This window comes from Nocardiopsis metallicus, from assembly GCF_014201115.1.
GTDB lineage: Bacteria > Actinomycetota > Actinomycetes > Streptosporangiales > Streptosporangiaceae > Nocardiopsis > Nocardiopsis metallicus.
In genome coordinates, this window is sequence record NZ_JACHDO010000001.1 from 3,312,670 (window position 1) to 3,327,726 (window position 15,057).

The window sequence follows — 15,057 nt, forward strand, 5'->3', positions numbered from 1 at the left end:
CCAAGGAGTCTTGGCCAAGACTTATTGGCCAACAAATCCTGGGCACGGTGCGACAGACTCCGGGCAGGGGTGAGCCAGACAACTAACCGAATATGACTCGGTAGTACAGTGACGGCACACCGAGCACCTACGCGGGCCGGGGTCCGGCCCACCGGGAGGACAGCACATGCGCATCTCGATGCCGCTCCAGTACGCGGGCGAGCCCAAGGACGCCGTCGAACAGGTCGTCGAGCTGGAGAAGGCCGGGCTGGACACCGTGTGGGTGGCCGAGGCCTACGGCTACGACAGCCCCACCCTGATGGGCTACCTCGCCGCACGCACCGAGCGGGTGACGATCGGCTCGGCCATCCTGCCGATGTACAGCCGCACCCCCGCCCTGATCGCGATGACCGCCGCCGGGCTGGACTACCTCTCCGACGGGCGCGCCATTCTCGGCCTGGGTGCCAGCGGCCCGCAGGTCATCGAGGGCTTCCACGGCATCCCCTACACCAAACCGCTCGGCCGCACCCGCGAGACCATCGAGATCTGCCGCAAGGTCTGGGCCCGCGAGGAGCACCTGACCCACGACGGCAAGGTGTTCCAGCTACCGCTCCCCGCCGAGCGGGGCACCGGCCTGGGCAAGCCGCTCAAGATCATCAACCACCCGGTGCGCCCGGCGATCCCGATCTTCGTGGCCTCCCTGGGCGAGAAGAACGTCGAGATGACCGCCGAGATCGCCGACGGCTGGCTGCCGCACCTGTTCATCCCGGAGAAGGCCGAGAGCGTGTGGGGCTCCTTCCTGGCCAAGGGCAAGGCCAAGCGCGACCCCGAGCTGGGTGCTCTGGAGATCTCCGCGGGCGGGCTACTGGCCGTCGGGGAAGGCGAGGACACCAAGAAGCTCGCCGACTTCACCCGCCCGATGATCGCCCTGTACGTGGGCGGCATGGGCGCCAAGGGCAAGAACTTCTACAACACGGTGGCCCAGCGCTACGGGTACGAGGAGGCCGCGGAGAAGATCCAGGACCTCTACCTGGCCGGGAAGAAGGAAGAGGCCGCGGCGGCGGTCCCGGACGAGTTCGTGGAGCTGACCAACCTGGTCGGCCCCGAGTCGTACGTGCGCGAGCGGGTGGAGGCCTTCCGTGCCGCCGGGGTCACGCAGCTCAACGTCACACCGGTGGGCGAGAACCCGGCCAAGCTCATCGAGAAGGTCAAGGAGTGGGCCTCCTAGGCTGACCCGGCTGCCTGGCACGCCGACGGCGCCGCCTCCCGAGAGGACGGGAAGCGGCGCCGTTCGCGCGTGTTCGGGGGGGGTACCGCGGGCCCGGAGACCGGTCTAGAGGCCGGTGATCCGGATGCCCGCGTGGGTCTTGTAGCGGCGGTTGACCGCGATGAGGTTGGCGGTGAACGCCTCGACCTGGTGGGCGTTGCGCAGCCGCCCGCCGAAGACGCCCCGGACCCCGGGGATCTGCTCGGCCAGGGCGCGTACGACGTCGGTGGCGTCGCGGTCCTCTCCCAGCACCAGCACGTCCAGGTCGACCTGGTCGACCTCGGGGTCCAGCAGGATCACGGCGGAGACGTGGTGGAAGGCTGCGGTGACCCGGCTGCCCGGCAGGACCTCGGCGGCCTGCTGGGCCGCGCTGCCCTCGGCGACGTCCAGGGCGAAGGGGCCCTTCTTGTCGAAGCCCAGCGGGTTGACGCAGTCCACCACGATCTTGCCGGCGAGGCGGTCGGCCAGCGAGACCAGCAGCTCGCGGTGGCCGTCCCACGGGACGGCGACGATGACGATGTCCCCCCGCGCGGCGGCGTCGGCGTTGGCCAACCCGTGCACCTGGAGGGTGGCGGACTCGGCCTCCACGAGTTCGCCCGCGGCCTTGGCGGCGCGCTCGGCGTTGCGGGAACCGATGTAGACGGTGTGTCCGGCCAGGGCGAACCGGCGGGCGAGCCCGCGCCCCTGGTCACCCGTACCGCCTAGGACGGCGATGGTCAGCTCGGAGATGTCCGTGCCCTGCGACGCGTTCTGTTCACTCATGGGGCGATCCTGTCAGAACGGGGTGGGGCGGGGAACGCACAGGGCCGGTCGGAGAACGTTCCGCCCGGCCCGGGAATCCCTGAGGACACCGTCAGGTGCCACCCCGTCGGCTGTCACCCTTGTTCGCTATCTGTCACCCTCGTCCTCGTCCTGTTCTTCCCAGGCCTCGTTGCGTTCGGCGGCGATGCCCAGGGCACGGGCCGCCGTGGCCTCGTCCTCGTAGGGGCCCATCCGCTGGCTGTTCGGACAGCCCGCGCCGTGTTCGACCTGGTTGTGCCGCAGGCAGTACCACCAGCCGTCGTCCTGTACGTCGTTCACTGCCGAACCACCTCTCGTCGCTTGGCGGATACGTGGGGACCTACCCGCAGCTGGGGCGCTGCTCACACCCGTCCGGCCGGAGCCCTCGCCCGGCCCGGAGGGTGTGCCCACGAACTACAATCAGTGTCCATGACTACTCCGCTGGTTCCTGGGCGCATCTCGCCACAACGTTCGGTCCCCTCGCACATCATCCGGCCGGAGTACGTGGGGCAGAAGCACCCGGTGGAGGGTGTCCTGGGGGACGTCCAGACCCCGGAGACCATCGAGAGGATCCGGGTGGCGGGGCGCATCGCCGCCCAGGCGCTCGAGGAGGTCGGCAAGAACATCCAGCCCGGGGTGACCACGGACGAGCTGGACCGGATCGGCCACGAGTTCCTGCTCGACCACGGCGCCTACCCGAGCACCCTGGGGTACAAGGGCTACCCGAAGTCGCTGTGCTCCTCGCTCAACGAGGTCATCTGCCACGGCATCCCCGACGACACGGTGGTGCGCGACGGCGACATCGTCAACATCGACATCACCGCCTACAAGGACGGCGTGCACGGCGACACCAACGCCACGTTCCTTTCGGGCGAGGTCTCCGAGGAGAACCGCCTCCTCGTCGAGCGCACCCGCGAGGCCACCATGCGCGCCATCAAGGCCTGCCGCCCGGGGCGCCAGATCAACGTGATCGGCCGCGTCATCGAGTCGTACGCCAAGCGCTTCGGCTACGGGGTCGTCCGCGACTTCACCGGCCACGGCGTGGGTCCGGAGTTCCACTCCGGTCTGGTCGTCCCGCACTACGACGACCCGCGCGCCACCACCGTGATGGAGCCGGGCATGACCTTCACGATCGAGCCCATGATCACTCTGGGCGGCGTGGAGTACGACATGTGGGACGACGGCTGGACCGCCGTCACCGCCGACCGCAAGTGGACGGCCCAGTTCGAGCACACCCTGGTGATCACCGACTCCGGCGCGGAGATCCTCACCCTGCCGTAGGCACCCGCCCCGCAAGGACCCCGGACGCCGCCAGGCCCGGGGTCCTTCGCCTGTCCGGGGTCCAGATCCACCGCTGAGCACACCTGCGCGGCTGAACCGTCGGACTCTCCGAGCGAGTTCGCCGAAGCCTCCGGGGATATCCGCTGTGGTCCGCCGGGCTGGTGCGGGTCGGTGCCGGGTGGATTCAGGGAGGCGGTCGGGAACCCGCGGCCGATGCGAGCACCGGTGTTCGAACGAGCGCGAACCAGGGTATTTCTCCTTCGGCGATCCCGAGTGGACCGCCTTAGTGTCCGGGGTGAGCCGGTTGACCGCTTGAAGGACCAGAACACCAGGGCCTCGGCCGCCGGTAGGCGCCGGGGCCCTCACCCGTGCGGTCACCACGAAGCGGGTTCGGAGCAGGTTGGGAAAACCCCCTGCACCGAGGCCTCGCTTCCGGATTGACTGATCCCTGTACTACCGACCCACCGTCACGAACGATCAACACACAGGAACCAAGCCATGGCGATGTTCGTCCACCTGACCCCCCGCGCCAACATCTCTCGCGTCCGAAGGTCCGGTGTACGCACCACCATGGGAAACGAGGGCGTCCACGGGGTGTTCTGCTTCCCCGTCCTTCCCTCCTACACGGTGACCCACCAGTGGCTGCGCGAGCTGGCCCGTCACCACGGGCCCCGCGGGCTCGTCGGGGTGTACTTGAGGCTGCCCGACGACGAACCGGTCACCGTCGGCCACTACGGCGACAGCGAGGGCCCTGAGCAGGTGGCCGCCGCCGAGGCCGTGCGCGTGGTCGCCGGGTTGGAGGACCCGCGCGGCTGGGAGGTGTTCGTACCCCGCGAGGTGACCAGGAGCGAGGTGCACCGCATCCGCGAGGTCCACCAGATCACCGGTTGGCGCTACTTCCCCGACGCCCACGGCACCGCCCCGTGCGCCTGCCGGGGCTGTGTCGAACCCGGCGGTTACGGCTCCAGGCGCCTGCTGGAGCGGAACCCACACCCATCGGACGGCCCGCCGCCGCCCCGGGTCCTGCTGGAGCGCATCGCCGAGGCCTCCCACAGGGGCGACACCATCGCCCTGCGCGAGGCCCTGTCCTGGCTCGGCCACCGCCGCCGCGGCCCCCTGGACCGGGTGACCGCCCTGTCCGGCCACCCCGAACCCCTGGTACGCGCGACCCTGGCCGAGGCGATCACCCCCTGGGGCACCCCGGGCGTGGACACCCTCCTAGCCCACCTGGCCGAGGACCCCGACCCCAAGGTCCGCGAAGCCGCAACCCTGGCCATCGAAACCCGCTCGACGAACTCCAGCGGCTGAGCCCTTCCAGCAGCCCTTGGGGGTCCTGAGGGTGAGGAGGAGGACTCCCGAAGGCGAAGAGCCCTCTGGCGGGTGAGGGCCACCCCGGCCGGGATCCTCAACCAGACCCTCATCGCAACAACCACTTGACCCCAAGCGCTGGTTTCGCTTCTGGTGGCGAGACCATCTTTGGACCAGGGGCCCCAACCGTTCTCAGGGGTCTCGCGGGCTGCTGTTGGTGTTCGCCGGGGCGGGTGAGCGGCCGCGACGCGGCCAGGCGTTCCGCTCCGGACCGCGGACGACTGTGGAGGATCGGCTCTGGCCGCGGGGGCTCTGGATGAGCGGAGGCTTGCGGGGCTAGGGTCTTGTGGATGAAGATCCTCATCTCCGCGGACATGGAAGGCGCCACCGGCGTTACCTGGCCCGCTGACTGCGAGCCCGGGACCGAGCAGTGGCGGCGGTGCCGGGGCATGTTCACCAGTGACGTCAACGCCGCGATCGGCGGGCTTTTCGAGGGCGGTGCCACCGAGGTACTGGTCAACGAGGCGCACTCGACGATGCGCAACCTCCTTCTGGAGGAGCTGGACGAGCGGGCCACGATGATCACCGGGCGGCACAAGGAGCTCTCCATGGTGGAGGGCGTCCAGGCCGGGGACGTGGACGGGATCGTCTTTCTCGGGTATCACTGCGGGGCCGGGGAGGACGGGGTGCTCGCCCATACCTATCTGCCGAACGCGATCACCGGGGTGTGGCTGGGCGGCCAACCTGCGAGTGAGGGCTACCTGAACGCGGCGGTGGTCGCCGAGTACGGGACACCGGTGATCCTGGTCACCGGGGACGACCGGGCCTGTGAGGACGCCGGGTCCTACGCTCCCTTCGCGCGAACGGTCGCGGTGAAGGACCACGTGAGCCGGTACGCCGCCCGGTGCCGACCGCCCGCGCGGACGGCGGCGGACATTCGGGAGGCCGCGGAGAAGGCCATGCTGTTGGCGGGACGGCTGGAGCCGCCCCCGCCCGCGGAGAGGGCCATGGAGATCGAGGTCGACTCCGCGCAGTTGGCGCAGGCCGCGGCGATGGTGCCGGGGGTGACGCGTACGGGTACGCGGCGGGTCCGGTACACGTCGCCGAACGCCTACGAGATGATCCGCGCGTTCAAGGCGGTCTGCACCCTCATCTCCAGTTCCATGGAGAATGACTACGGTTGACTCTTCCGGTCGACTGGCCGAGGTTCTGGCCGAACGCCGGGACACTCCCCCGTCGAAACCGGTAGAACTGTGGCGGGGCCGGCATCGAACCACACGGGGGATCCGTGTGTCCGACTTGAGCAAGACCCCTGAACCCCTGCTGAGAGCGAGGCCGAGCCCGTGGGCCACACGAATACCTCCCTGCCCGACAGCGTCCGAGAGGACGCCCTCGTCGAGGCCGGCGAGGACGCCATCCGCCTCACCCGCGAGCTGATCCGGCGGGACTCCACCAACCACGGCACGGGCGTGGGCGACGAGCGCGCCGCCGCCGAGTTCGCGGCCGAGGCACTCGGGGCCGCCGGGCTTTCGCCGGTGGTCCTGGAGTCGGCGGACCGGCGCGCCAACGTGGTCGTGCGCGTCCCCGGCACCGATCCGGACGCGGACGCGCTCCTGGTCCACGGCCACCTGGACGTGGTACCCGCCGACGCCCACGACTGGACCTTCCCGCCCTTCGCGGGCGAGATCGCCGACTGCCCGGTCACCGGGGCTCCCTCGCTGTGGGGCCGCGGCGCCGTGGACATGAAGAACACCATCGGCATGGTCACCGCCGTGGTCCGGTACTGGTCGAAGCTGGGCCTGCGGCCGCGGAGGGACATCGTGCTGGCGTTCGTGGCCGACGAGGAGGACAGCGCGGCCTACGGGGCCGACTACCTCGTGCGCGGCCACGCGGACCTGTTCGAGGGCTGCACGGTGGCGATCGGCGAGGGCGGCGGCCACACCGTGCACGCCGAGAGCGTCGGGGGTGACGTGCGGCGCCTGTACCCGATCGGGTCCGCCGAGCGCGGCAGCGCGTGGTTGACGCTGCGCTCCTACGGCACCGCCGGGCACGGCTCCCGGCCGCCCCGGGACAACGCCGTGGGCGCGCTCGCCGCCGCCGTGTCCCGGATCGACCAGCACCGCTGGCCGCTGCACCTGACCCCGGTCACCCGGGCCGCGATCGACGCCATCGCCGAGGCGCTGGAGGTCGGCCGTACCTCCGGGGACCTGGACAGCAACGAGGCCGTGGACGCACTGGTGGCGAAGTTCGGCACCGCCGCGCCGCTGGTCTCGGCGACGGTGCGCAACAGCACCGCGCCCACCATGCTCTCGGCCGGGTACAAGGTGAACGTGGTCCCGAGCGAGGCCACGGCGGGCGTGGACGGCCGGGTACTGCCCGGCGCCGAGGAGCAGTTCGTCGAAACCATGGACGCGCTGACCGGTGACCGTGTGGAGTGGGAGTACGCGCACAGTTCGCCGCCTGTGGCCGCGCCGGTGGACTCCGCGGCCTTCGAGGCGCTGCGCGCCGCGGTTTTGGCGCACGACCCCGAGGGTCTGGTGGTCCCGGTGTGCCTGGGCGGCGGAACGGACGCGAAGGTATTCGCGCGGCTGGGGATCGACTGTTACGGCTTCTCCCCCCTGCGTATGCCGGCGGGGGTCGACTACCCGAGCCTGCTGCACGGGGTGGACGAGCGGGTGCCGCTGGAGGGGCTGCGCTTCGGGGTGCGGGTGCTGGACAGTTTCCTGCGCGCCTGACGGAACGGACAACGAAGAGGGACGGGGACAGACGTGGGTGAGTCGGTGACCGAGGTGCGCGGCGATCGGGACGGGGCCCCCGGGCCGGTGACGGGCCCCCGCCCGGTTCAGGGCCCGAGCCCCCGGGCGGCGCGGGCGCTGACCCGCCCGCCCCGGCTCCGGGAGGGCGACCGGGTGCGCCTGGTCGCCCCCTGCAGCCCGGTTCCGGCCGCGCAGCTGGACACCGCGGTGGAGGTACTCCGGGGGTGGGGTCTGGAGGTCGAGCTGGCCCCGCACGTGCGCGACCGCCACCCGCTGCTGCCCTACCTGGCCGGGACCGACCGGGACCGGGCCGCCGACCTCCAGGAGGCCTGGTGCGACCCGGATGTGCGCGCGGTGTTCTGCGCGCGCGGCGGGGACGGGGCGCACCGGATGCTGGACCTGCTGGACTTCGACCAGATGCGGCTGGCCGAGCCCAAGGCGCTGATCGGGTTCAGCGACATCACCGCGCTGCACGAGGCGTTCGCGGTGGAGCTGGGCGTGGCGACCGTGCACGGGCCGGTGGTGGGGACGCGCTACTTCGTGGGTGACGAGGCGGCCCAGCGGGAGCTGCACACGACGCTCTTCGCCCCCGAACAGCGCTTGGTGCTCACCTCCCCGGGCGCGCACGCCCTGGTGTCGGGCCGGGCCGAGGGGGTGACCTTCGGCGGGAACCTGAGTCTGCTCAACAACGGCCTGGCCACTCCGCACAGTCGGCTCTCGGCGGCGGGCGGCGTCCTGGTCCTGGAGGACATCAACGAGGACGCGGCGCGGATCGACCGGATGCTGACCCATCTGCTGCGCACCGATTGGATGGACGGTGTGGCGGGGGTCGCGTTGGGCACGTGGACCGACTGTCCGCCGGATCTCGGGGTGATCGCCGAGCTGATGCGCGACCGTCTCGGGCCCCTGGGGGTCCCGGTGCTGTGGGGGCTGGAGTTCGGCCACTGCGCCGCGCAGCTCACCGTCCCGTTGGGCGTCCCGGCGGTGCTGGACAGCGAGAACGGCAGTCTACTGCTGCAGGTCCCCGGCCTGGAGTAACCGCCGAGGAGTGGTCACCGGGGTAGCGAGCGCCCAGGTCTGGGGGTGGTGATGGCCGCACGTGTGCTGGTGACCGGGATGTCGGGCAACGGCAGGAGCTCGGCACTGATCGCTCTGGGAGGGCTCGGCCACCGGGTGGTGGAGGCGGACGGGGCGGGCTGGTGGGAGCCGCGCTTCGAGGGCACGGAGTACGATCGCTTCTGGCCTGAGGACCGGGTCGCGGCTCTGCTCGCCGAGGAGAGCGAGCGGACGCTGTTCGTCTCGGGCACCGTGCCCGACCAGGGCCGGTTCTACGACCGGTTCGACGCGGTGGTGCCGCTGAGCGCCCCGGAGGAGGTCGTTCTGGGGCGCGTCGCGGCCCGCGCGGAGCACGGTTTCGGCAAGCGTCCGGGCGAGCGGGAGAAGATCCGGCGGGACCTGGCCGAGGTCGAGCCGCTGGCGCGTGCGGGGGCCACCCATGAGATCGACACCCGTGGGCCCCGCACCGAGGTGGTCGATCAGCTGGTGGCTATCGCTCAGGAGTTTCGGACACAGTAGATGCGGTCAATGAGCGGTGGCCCGCCCGCACGCTCCACGGGCGGGACACCGCTCCGGACCCCGGCCGGTACTGGAGTACCAGGTAGGCCTGCCAGCACCGCTTTCGCGACGCCGCCTCATGACTCATTGTCGCGCAACCGAGACGCCCCCGCTCGGAGTTTCGGACATCAGGATGCATGTTTTTTCCTGGACCCGATCCTGGTGCGGAGGGGGTGCGTCCGTATCGTCCCGCTCCTACCCTCAGGGGAGGGTGAGCACCACGGGGCCGTCCTCGGTGACCGCGATCGTGTGCTCGCAGTGGGCGGCCCGGCCGCCGTCGTCGCTGAGCACCGTCCAGCCGTCCTCACCGTGGGCGTAGCCGTCCGAGCCGCCGCGCACCAGCATGGGCTCGATGGCCAGGGCCAGTCCCGGACGGAGCTCGTACCCACGCCCCGGGCGGCCGTCGTTGGCCACGTCCGGGGCCTCGTGCATGGTGCGGCCGATGCCGTGCCCGCCGTGGTCGGCGGTGAGCCCGTATCCGGCCGCGCGGGCCTCGGCGGCGATGGCGTGCCCCACGTCGCCCAGACGGCTCCCGGGGCGGGCCGCCGCGACGCCCCGGGCCAGCGCGGCCTCGGTGGCGGCGATCAGGGCGAGGTCTGCGGGGTCGGCCTCGCCCACCACGAAGCTGATCGCGGCGTCGCCGGACCAGCCGCGCAACCGGGCCCCGCAGTCGACGCTGACCAGGTCGCCGTCGGCCAGGACCCGCTGCCCGGGCGGACCGTGCACGATCTCGTCGTTGACGCTGACGCAAATCACCCCGGGGAAGGGGGTGGGCGCCCAGGCCGGCTGGTAGCCCAGGAAGAGCGGCTCGGCGCCCGCCTCGGCGATGACCCCGGCGGCCGCACGGTCGAGGTCAGCGGTGGTGCGGCCGGGCTCGGCGAGGTCGCGTGCGGCGGCCAGCGCGTGGGCGACCACACGGCCCGCCTCCCTCATCAGGGCGATTTCTTCGGGGGTCTTGATCTCGACCACGGGAGTCCTTCCAGGGGAGTTGGGATAACTATACCGGCATTACTATACGACTCAAGGCGCCCGGGATACACTCGCCCCATGGTTCGAGAACCGCTGACCGAAGAGCAGATCGAACGCGGCCGCGCCCTGGGCACCCTCCTGCGCCAGGCCCGAGCCGACCGCACGATGGTGGACGTCGCCCGCGCCGCCGGGATCTCCGTGGAGACCCTCCGCAAGATCGAGGGCGGGCGCATCCCCACCCCGGCCTTCTTCACCGTCGCGGCCGTCGCCGCCACCCTGGACCTGTCCATGGACACCCTCCTCGCCCGGATCGACACCGCCGTCGCGCCCTCCTCCGCTGTCGCCGTCTGAGCGGCGGCTCTCCCCGTGCCCGGCCGCGACCCCGGCCGGGCACCCCCTAACGTTGGGACTCACACACCCGCGACCCGGGCGTGTTCACGGCCGCCCACAGGCGCGGGGTGGTAACCACGTGGACATCGCGTCAACGACGACCACAGGGGGAGCACATGAGCGAACAGGCACTGTTGAAACTGGACGAGGCCGAGCTGCGCGGTCTGCTCGACGGGCGATGGGCCAATATCCGTGAACGCGCCCGCGACGTCATCCAGGGCGAACAGTTCGCCCCCGTGCACGGGCTGTCCATGGAGGACCACCGCGCCCGCACCCTCAAGCAGCTCATGGCGCTGGCCGAGACCGGCATGCCCGCCTACGGGTTCCCCGAGTCCGTGGGCGGAACCGACGACATCGGCGCCTCGGTGGTGGCCTTCGAGATGCTCGTCGCCGACATGTCGCTCATGGTGAAGATGGGTGTGCAGTTCGGACTGTTCGGCGGGGCCATCAAGGCCCTGGGCACCGACGAGCACCATCAGAAGTACCTGCCCGACGTCATGACCGTGGCCCTGCCCGGCTGCTTCGCGATGACCGAGACCGGGCACGGCTCGGACGTGCAGCGGCTGCGCACCACCGCCACCTACGACGCCGGATCCGGTGAGTTCGTGGTGCACACCCCGGACGAGTCCGCGCGCAAGGACTACATCGGCAACGCCGCCCGGGACGGCCGCATGGCGGTGGTCTTCGCCCAGCTGCGCACCCCGGACGGCGAGGGCGGACTGATCGAGCACGGCGTGCACGCGCTGATGGTTCCCATCCGGGACAGGAAGGGCAAGCCGATGCCCGGGGTGACCATCGAGGACTGCGGCCCCAAGGCCGGGCTGAACGGGGTCGACAACGGCCGCCTGTGGTTCGACGGCGTGCGGGTGCCGCGCACCAACCTCCTCAACCGGTACGGCGACGTGGCCGCCGACGGCACCTACTCCAGCCCGATCGAGAACCAGAACCGGCGCTTCTTCACCATGCTGGGCACGCTGATCCGCGGCCGCATCAGCGTGGCCGGGGGCGCGGGCACCGCCACCAAGGCCTCGCTGGCCATCGCGATCCGGTACGCGGACACCCGCCGCCAGTTCACCCGCCCGGCCACGGACTCCCGGCCGGAGCGGGAGGTGCGGATCCTGGACTACCTCGCCCACCAGCGCAAGCTCCTGCCCGCACTGGCCCGCACCTACGGGCTGCACTTCGCCCAGGAGGAGCTGGTCACCCGCCTGCACGAGCTGTCCAAGTCCGAGGAGCGCGACGAGCGCGCCCAGCGGGAGCTGGAGTCGCGCGCGGCCGGGCTGAAGGCGGTCGCGACCTGGCACGCCACCGAGACCATCCAGACCTGTCGGGAGGCCTGCGGCGGCTCCGGTTACCTGGCTCAGAACCGGATCCCGCAGCTCAAGGCGGACTCGGACATCTTCACCACGTTCGAGGGCGACAACACCGTCCTGCTGCAGCAGCTCACCAAGGCCCTGCTGACCAACTTCAAGGACTCCTTCGGCGACCTGGACCAGCTGGGCCTGGCCCGGTTCATGGCGGGCAGGGTGTTCGAGACCGTCATCGAGCGCACCGCCGCCATCCCGCTGATCGACCGGCTCATCGCCGCCGCCCCGGGCCGCGACGAGGCGAGCCTGTACAACCGGGGCTGGCACCTGGAGCTGTTCGAGGACCGGGAGAAGCACATCACCGAAGGGCTGGCCAGGCGGCTGCGCCGGGCCAAGAAGGACGGCAGCGACGCCTTCGAGGTGTTCAACCGGGCCCAGGACCACGTACTCGCGGCCGGTCGGGCGCACATGGACCGGGTGGTGCTGGAGGCGTTCGTGGCGGGTATCGACCGCTGCGGCGACAAGTCCACGGCCAAGCTGCTCAACCGCCTGTGCGACCTGTACGTGCTGTCGGTGATCGAGGAGGACCGGGCCTGGTTCCTGGAGCACGAGCGGCTCTCCACCGCCCGGACCAAGGCGGTCTCGGCGGCCGTGAACGACCTGTGCCGTGGACTGCGCCCGTACGCGGTGCGGCTGGCCGACGCCTTCGGGCTGCGCGACGAGTGGCTGGGCGCGCCGATCGCCCTGGGCGCCGAGGAGCGGCGCCAGGAGGTACAGCAGGCGGACGAGCGCGCGGAGCGGCCCAAGCAGGAGCAGCAGGCCTGACCGTGCCCCGCCCTCCCCCACCCCGTATGCTAGTCAAGATTGACCAGACACGCGGGGTGAGGGGTGTGGGATGTCAGCCATCCGTCTGCTGGTCCTGGGGGCGGTCCGGCTGCACGGGCGGGCGCACGGCTACCAGGTCCGCAACGACCTGGAGGGCTGGGGCGCGCACCAGTGGTCCAACGCCAAACCGGGGTCGGTCTACCACGCGCTGAAGCAGATGGCCAGGCAGGGTCTGCTGGTCGCGCACGAGGTGGCGCCGTCCACCGTCGGCGGGCCGCCCCGGATCGAGTACGAGGTCACCGAGCGCGGCGGCGAGGAGTACTTCTCGCTGCTGCGCTCGGCGCTGCGCGGACACGAGACCAAGCCGGACGTGCTCGCCGCCGGGCTCGGCTTCGCCGTGGACCTGCCCCGCCAGGAGGCCCTCGCCCTGCTGCGGCAGCGGTTGGCCGGGCTGGAGGCCTGGCGGGCCGAGGTGGTCAGGTACTACGACCCCGAACAGGGGCCCGAGCAGCAGGGCCACATCGGCGAGGTCATGGACCTGTGGGTGCACACCTCGGATTCCGAGGCCGTCTGGACCCGCGGGCTGATCGGCCGGATCGAGGGCGGCGCGTACACCTTCGCGGGCGAGGAGGGCGCCGCCCCCTACGAAGGGGTCCTGGCCCCCGACACCGAGGACTGACCCCGCCCGCCACCTCACCTCCTCAGCGATTCAGTCCGCGGAATCTGGCCGCCGCCATCGGGCAGGCCACCGCGAGCAGGAGCAGCGGCCACAGCACCGCCAGGAGCAGGGCGTTCTCGGTGGGCCAGGAGCCGCCCACGACCCCCGGGTTGCCGAACAGCTCGCGCACCGCCGTGGCCGTGGCCGAGAGCGGGTTCCACTCGGCGACCACGCGCAGCCAGCCGGGCATGGCCTCGGTCGAGGCGAAGGCGCTGGAGGTGAAGGCCACCGGCCACACCAGCATCTGCACGGCCATCACCAGTTCCGGGCGGCCGACGACCAGCCCCAGCCAGATCCCGCACCACAGCATCGCGAAGCGCAACAGGAGCAGCAGCGCCACCGCGGCCAGGGCGGCGGTGAGCGAGCCGTGCCAGCGCCAGCCGATCAGGAACCCGGCGCCGATCATGACGAGCAGACCGACCACCGAGTCCAGCATGTCCGCGACGCCTCGTCCGACCAGGAGCGCGGAGGGTGCCATGGGCATGGAGCGGAAGCGGTCGACCACGCCCCTCTCCAGGTCCCGGGAGATGGCGGTCATCGTGCCCTCCAGTCCGAAGGCCATGGTGATCACGAACATGCCGGGGACGAGGAACTCGGTGTAGTCCCCTCCGCCCGCCACGGTCATACTGCCGCCGATGAACAGGGCGAACAGGAGCAGCATCAGCACCGGAAAGGCCACGTTGAGCAGAGCCAGTCCGGGGCGCCGGACCCAGCGGGCGAGTTCGCGCCGGGTCATGGTCCAGGAGTCGGCCAGCCACCAGCCGAGCGCCGTTCCGGGGACGGGCACGGGTGCGGCTGAGGTGCGCTTCTCGGGAGCGGGGAGGGTGTTCACGGAGGTCATCGGGGCGTCTTCTCCTTCTGGTCACCGGTGAGGTGCAGGAACACCTCGTCCAGGGTGGGGCGGCGGACGGCCACGTCCTCCGCCTCGATGCCGTGGTCGCGCAGGGCGCCGACCAGGCGGGTGAGCGCGGCCATGCGGTCCGCGACCGGGGCGCTGACCCGGCGGCCGTCCGGGTCGGTCTCCACGTCCGCCCGCCCGGAGGCCCCCTGGACCCCGGCGGTCGCGGCCAGGAGCGCGGCGGTCTCGGCGAGCCGGTCGGCGTCGCGGACCACGACGTCGATCCGGTCCCCGCCCAGATCCGCCTTGAGCCGTTCGGGGGCGCCCTCGGCGATCACCCGTCCGTGGTCCAGGACCGAGATCCGGTCGGCCAGCTGATCGGCCTCCTCCAGGTACTGGGTGGTGAGCAGCACGGTGGTGCCGCCGCCGACCAGGGAGCGGACCGATTCCCACACCTCGGTTCGCCCGCGCGGGTCCAGTCCGGTGGTGGGTTCGTCCAGGAAGAGGATCTCGGGGTCGACGATGAGCGAGGCGGCCAGGTCCAGGCGGCGCCGCATACCGCCGCTGTAGGTTCCGACGGGTTTGCGGCCGGTGTCGGCGAGACCGAAACGCTCCAGCAGTTGCGTCGCGCGGGCCGCGGCCCGACGACCGCCCAGGTGGTACAGGCGGCCGAACAGCTCCAGGTTCTGGCGCCCGGAGAGCTCCTCGTCCACCGCGGCGTGCTGGCCGAGCAGCCCGATCCGCCGCCGGACGTCCTTGGGACGGGCCGCGACGTCGAACCCGGCGACCTCGGCACGCCCCTCCCCCACCCGCAGCAGGGTGGCCATGGTGCGCACCAGGGTGGTCTTGCCGGAGCCGTTGGGGCCGAGCACCCCGTGCACGCTGCCGCGCGCGACGGTCATGTCGAGGCCGTCCAGCGCCCTGGTGGTGCCATAGGTCCGGCGCAGTCCCTCCGCGCGGACCACCGGTGCTTCGTCGTTCATACTCCTCCTTGATTAGTCAAATTTGACTAGCTGAGCGGCGAA

15 protein-coding genes are annotated in these 15,057 nt (G+C 71.4%); 10 read left to right on the forward strand and 5 right to left on the reverse strand.

From position 1 onward, the window contains the following. Positions 1-166: 166 nt before the first annotated feature. Positions 167-1,207: an LLM class F420-dependent oxidoreductase gene (locus HNR07_RS14345; protein ID WP_184365424.1), complete on the forward strand. Its 1,041-nt coding sequence runs from the start codon at positions 167-169 to the stop codon at positions 1,205-1,207. Positions 1,208-1,312: 105 nt separating this feature from the next. On the opposite strand, the gene npdG is transcribed toward HNR07_RS14345, so the two are convergent. Continuing rightward, complete coding sequence (npdG, locus tag HNR07_RS14350) at positions 1,313-2,008, reverse strand: NADPH-dependent F420 reductase (RefSeq protein ID WP_184365425.1); 696 nt, start codon at positions 2,006-2,008, stop codon at positions 1,313-1,315. A 126-nt stretch (positions 2,009-2,134) separates the two neighbouring features. Next, complete coding sequence (locus HNR07_RS14355) at positions 2,135-2,326, reverse strand: hypothetical protein (protein WP_184365426.1); 192 nt, start codon at positions 2,324-2,326, stop codon at positions 2,135-2,137. Between the two features lie 129 nt (positions 2,327-2,455). Here HNR07_RS14355 and map (HNR07_RS14360) point away from each other — a divergent pair, with 129 nt between their 5' ends. From map (HNR07_RS14360) to HNR07_RS14385, 6 genes are all read left to right on the forward strand, one after another. Then, positions 2,456-3,307: a type I methionyl aminopeptidase gene (gene map / locus HNR07_RS14360; protein WP_221318814.1), complete on the forward strand. Its 852-nt coding sequence runs from the start codon at positions 2,456-2,458 to the stop codon at positions 3,305-3,307. Positions 3,308-3,805: 498 nt separating this feature from the next. Beyond that, a complete protein-coding gene (locus HNR07_RS14365) occupies positions 3,806-4,615 on the forward strand; it encodes a HEAT repeat domain-containing protein (protein WP_184365428.1) in 810 nt (269 codons plus the stop codon). Positions 4,616-4,965: 350 nt separating this feature from the next. Continuing rightward, entirely contained in the window at positions 4,966-5,799 is an 834-nt protein-coding gene (locus tag HNR07_RS14370; protein WP_184365429.1) for a M55 family metallopeptidase, read from the forward strand. A gap of 159 nt (positions 5,800-5,958) precedes the next feature. After that, positions 5,959-7,350: a M20/M25/M40 family metallo-hydrolase gene (locus HNR07_RS14375; protein WP_184365430.1), complete on the forward strand. Its 1,392-nt coding sequence runs from the start codon at positions 5,959-5,961 to the stop codon at positions 7,348-7,350. A 33-nt stretch (positions 7,351-7,383) separates the two neighbouring features. After that, on the forward strand, positions 7,384-8,409 hold the full coding sequence (locus HNR07_RS14380; protein WP_312893800.1) for a S66 peptidase family protein: 1,026 nt from the start codon (positions 7,384-7,386) through the stop codon (positions 8,407-8,409). A gap of 51 nt (positions 8,410-8,460) precedes the next feature. After that, positions 8,461-8,946, forward strand: a complete 486-nt coding sequence (locus HNR07_RS14385) for a hypothetical protein (protein WP_221318815.1) — start codon at positions 8,461-8,463, stop codon at positions 8,944-8,946. A gap of 240 nt (positions 8,947-9,186) precedes the next feature. Here the strand turns inward: HNR07_RS14385 and map (HNR07_RS14390) are convergent, their stop codons facing one another. After that, positions 9,187-9,954 (reverse strand): type I methionyl aminopeptidase, encoded by a 768-nt coding sequence (map, locus tag HNR07_RS14390; protein ID WP_184365432.1) that lies wholly within the window; start codon positions 9,952-9,954, stop codon positions 9,187-9,189. A 78-nt stretch (positions 9,955-10,032) separates the two neighbouring features. Here map (HNR07_RS14390) and HNR07_RS14395 point away from each other — a divergent pair, with 78 nt between their 5' ends. From HNR07_RS14395 to HNR07_RS14405, 3 genes are all read left to right on the forward strand, one after another. Beyond that, on the forward strand, positions 10,033-10,305 hold the full coding sequence (locus HNR07_RS14395) for a helix-turn-helix domain-containing protein (RefSeq protein ID WP_184365433.1): 273 nt from the start codon (positions 10,033-10,035) through the stop codon (positions 10,303-10,305). A gap of 155 nt (positions 10,306-10,460) precedes the next feature. After that, positions 10,461-12,476: an acyl-CoA dehydrogenase family protein gene (locus HNR07_RS14400; RefSeq protein WP_184365434.1), complete on the forward strand. Its 2,016-nt coding sequence runs from the start codon at positions 10,461-10,463 to the stop codon at positions 12,474-12,476. Between the two features lie 70 nt (positions 12,477-12,546). Next, positions 12,547-13,155, forward strand: coding sequence for a PadR family transcriptional regulator (locus tag HNR07_RS14405; protein WP_184365435.1), 609 nt, complete (start codon positions 12,547-12,549; stop codon positions 13,153-13,155). Positions 13,156-13,177: 22 nt separating this feature from the next. Here HNR07_RS14405 and HNR07_RS14410 read toward each other — a convergent pair whose 3' ends face one another. Further along, positions 13,178-14,035 (reverse strand): ABC transporter permease, encoded by an 858-nt coding sequence (locus tag HNR07_RS14410; protein ID WP_184365436.1) that lies wholly within the window; start codon positions 14,033-14,035, stop codon positions 13,178-13,180. Then, positions 14,032-15,015 (reverse strand): ATP-binding cassette domain-containing protein, encoded by a 984-nt coding sequence (locus tag HNR07_RS14415; RefSeq protein ID WP_184365437.1) that lies wholly within the window; start codon positions 15,013-15,015, stop codon positions 14,032-14,034. The genes HNR07_RS14410 and HNR07_RS14415 overlap by 4 nt, the downstream gene beginning before the upstream one ends. Between the last annotated feature and the right edge of the window lie 42 nt (positions 15,016-15,057).